3 protein-coding genes and 1 CRISPR repeat array are annotated in these 2,536 nt (G+C 31.8%); all 3 genes read right to left on the reverse strand.

Going from position 1 to position 2,536, the window contains the following annotated elements:
• Positions 1–58 precede the first annotated feature (58 nt).
• From cas2 to KQI69_RS00850, 3 genes are read right to left on the reverse strand one after another with little or no spacing between them, the layout of a single operon-like run.
• On the reverse strand, positions 59–337 hold the full coding sequence (cas2, locus tag KQI69_RS00840; RefSeq protein WP_216563389.1) for a CRISPR-associated endonuclease Cas2: 279 nt from the start codon (positions 335–337) through the stop codon (positions 59–61).
• A gap of 3 nt (positions 338–340) precedes the next feature.
• Positions 341–1,333, reverse strand: a complete 993-nt coding sequence (gene cas1b, locus KQI69_RS00845) for a type I-B CRISPR-associated endonuclease Cas1b (RefSeq protein WP_216563390.1) — start codon at positions 1,331–1,333, stop codon at positions 341–343.
• Between the two features lie 13 nt (positions 1,334–1,346).
• Positions 1,347–1,841 (reverse strand): CRISPR-associated protein Cas4, encoded by a 495-nt coding sequence (locus KQI69_RS00850; RefSeq protein ID WP_216563391.1) that lies wholly within the window; start codon positions 1,839–1,841, stop codon positions 1,347–1,349.
• Positions 1,842–1,870: 29 nt separating this feature from the next.
• Positions 1,871–2,491: a CRISPR direct-repeat array (repeat unit 30 nt; unit sequence CTTTACATCCCACTATGTTTCTATTAAATC).
• Positions 2,492–2,536: the final 45 nt, after the last annotated feature.

A 2,536-nucleotide genomic window follows, 5' to 3' on the forward strand; every position in this document is an offset into this window, starting at 1 on the left:
TGGCGCGCAAACTAAAAAAGGGTGGATGTCTAAAAAACATCCACCCTTTCTTCAATTCTTAAAGCATAAAATCCGTCATATCATCATCTTTCCCCCAAAAATCTTTTTCAAGCCATTTTTCCTGTCTGCTCTTAAAGATGATAACTGAATCCAGATTTTTATCTATATGCGGTTTTAATTCATTTTGCAATTTCGTTAATTGAACTTTTGAGATTTCACCTTCAAATACTGAATTTTGTATATGTGAGAGATATTTTTTACATATCTTAAAAACAGACCTCCATCTTTTTGCACCTTTATCTTCCAAACTTATATCATATACCAGAACTACATACATTCTTTACCACCATATTTTAAACCCTTCATATTCTTTTTCTCCGATTATGTGCTTTATCAGCTTATATAATTCCAACCGTATCAAATATTGATAAGACACCTGCCTCCCCAATTCCTTATGTTTAATCGTCTTTTTTAATGAATTTTCCAGTTCCCTCACAATCAACTTTGACGCTTCTTTTTTCAAATGTAAAAAATTTAGTTCCTGTGTAAAACTGTCTTCTGTAATCTGATTTCTATTTAATAATGAAAATATTAACCTATCACCTATTAGAGGTTTAAAAACCTCAGATATATCTAAGCACAATGAATAACGCCTTACCCCAGGCTCATGCAGATAACTGATTGTTGGATTTAACTGTGTGTGATAAACTTCGCTTAATGTTTTTGAGTAAATCAATGAATTTACATATGATATAAGTGAATTTATCATATTGTCAGGCGGATGCATTACTCTTTTTTCAAACTTTATTTCCTGATTTATTATAACATTCCATGCCGCATAATATTGTTGCCTTATATTTCCTTCAATGCCCATAAGTTCATTTATCGTATTGGTCTTTTCAATGTGTTTTCTCAATCCTTCTATTTCACTCATCCACTTTGAAACATCCTTACCTCTTCCATTATAATATCTCAAATTTCTATATATGTTGAAAGATGAGGCATCTATGATTTTCTGAGCAATTTTCAATCTTTTCACATTATCACGATAACACTCCACCTGATTCACCAATAACTGTCCGGCAAGCAGTGATTCCCTCGGATAATAACTTCCCGTATAAAAATTATAATAATTAAAAAAATGAATCGGAATACCATACTGAGAAATATAGTTTAAAAATGCTGTATTAAATGACATTTCTGACATAACATAAATGTCCGAAACCCGCTCTATCGGAATATCCCTTTTTTCTCCCTCATATGTACGAAATTGTAGTGTATTATCTTTCCTTTTAATTTCACCATCATTATAAACATAAAAACTTTGCTTCATAGACACCCTCCTCTCAAATTAAACACAAATCACGATATGCACATTTTGAACACAATTTTGTTTTCTTCATAATCGGAGGTCTTTTTTCCCTTTTCATTTTAACAATATCTTTAATCACACACTGTAGCTGAATTTCGTCATCTTTTGATAATTCAACCATAACATTTTCTTTTAATAATGGATAATCTATTTTTGCCTTTAATCCATCTACTCCACGCTTTTTTAAATAATACAGATAATATTTAACCTGCCATATTCCTGCCTGCTCTATTGACTTACTTTTTTTAATCTCATGTAATTCATGATGTTCTTTTATAAAATCAATGTTAATCTCACCATTGATCTGAATATGTTTCTCACTCCTTCCATAACTTGTTTCATCCAAAATCTTTCCAAGCTGTACATCCTCGTTACCTGATTCCATATTAATTTCATGACAAAAATACCATAGCTTACGCTTGCACACGAAATAATAATAAATCATTACTCCAGTTATTCTCTCTTCCATATATTCTTCTCCTTCTGTGCGTGAAATTTTGTAACTTACCATAATGTTTCTATAAATCATGAGAAAACATACAACAATTTGTCAAGTTGATGCCTCTACATTCCACAATGTTTCTATTAAATCTCTGTGTCTATTAGCTTTTCTTGCAGCGTTTCCTTTACATCCCATTATGTTTCTATTAAATCTTTCAAGTGGTTCTAATGATGTGTTAGACGGATATTGCTTTACATCCCACTATGTTTCTATTAAATCGTATAATTTTTTGTTCCATTCGCCACTTATAAAAGACTTTACATCCCACTATGTTTCTATTAAATCCAATCAACCTCCGTTCTATACTTCATAATCACTTACCTTTACATCCCACTATGTTTCTATTAAATCGAGTATTACGCAATGTCACCGCATATTCTATATCAGTTCTTTACATCCCACTATGTTTCTATTAAATCCTTATCATGGGTCTATTAGGTGTAATGATTAACATTCTTTACATCCCACTATGTTTCTATTAAATCCGAGTATTGTTTTAAAAGTGACATCATTACTCCGTACTTTACATCCCACTATGTTTCTATTAAATCAGCTTACAGGGAATATGTCAATGCCATAGGTGGTGTCTTTACATCCCACTATGTTTCTAAGTTAGCAACCCCCATTTCAAATGGGGGTTTATTATTTCACCCTCCGGGTGC

It is taken from the genome of Eubacterium sp. MSJ-13, assembly GCF_018918235.1.
Lineage (GTDB): Bacteria > Bacillota > Clostridia > Lachnospirales > Lachnospiraceae > Butyribacter.